Raw genomic sequence first — 246 nt, 5'->3', positions numbered from 1 at the left:
CCATTGAAATATCTGCTCCATCCAATTCAAAGGGTTGTCTACCGAATTGAATGTCACCAATAAAAGTGTGATGCTTTGTTTTATTCTTTTTATTTTTACTTTTCTTTCCGTAATGACCTTTATCATTATCCGGTATAACCGACTCTTCATCCATGACTACATTTTTTTTCTTTTTTCCTAAATCACTCATATCGAGATGTATGACCACATCTCCGTCTCGGTTAAATATGACCTTAAAACCAATAT

Annotated in this window: 1 protein-coding gene; it reads right to left on the bottom strand. The window is 33.3% G+C overall.

Annotation, left to right across the window (positions count from 1 at the left end; all coding sequences use genetic code 11):
- The coding region (locus AOA59_RS32535; RefSeq protein WP_158235279.1) for a hypothetical protein at positions 1-246 on the bottom strand (246 nt) is incomplete at both ends.

The sequence above is a fragment of the Pseudomonas sp. 2822-15 genome, from assembly GCF_002742515.1.
Taxonomy (GTDB): domain Bacteria; phylum Pseudomonadota; class Gammaproteobacteria; order Pseudomonadales; family Pseudomonadaceae; genus Aquipseudomonas; species Aquipseudomonas salomonii.
The sequence above is the reverse complement of the archived record's forward strand: the minus strand, read 5'-3'. Positions and strand labels throughout refer to the sequence as shown.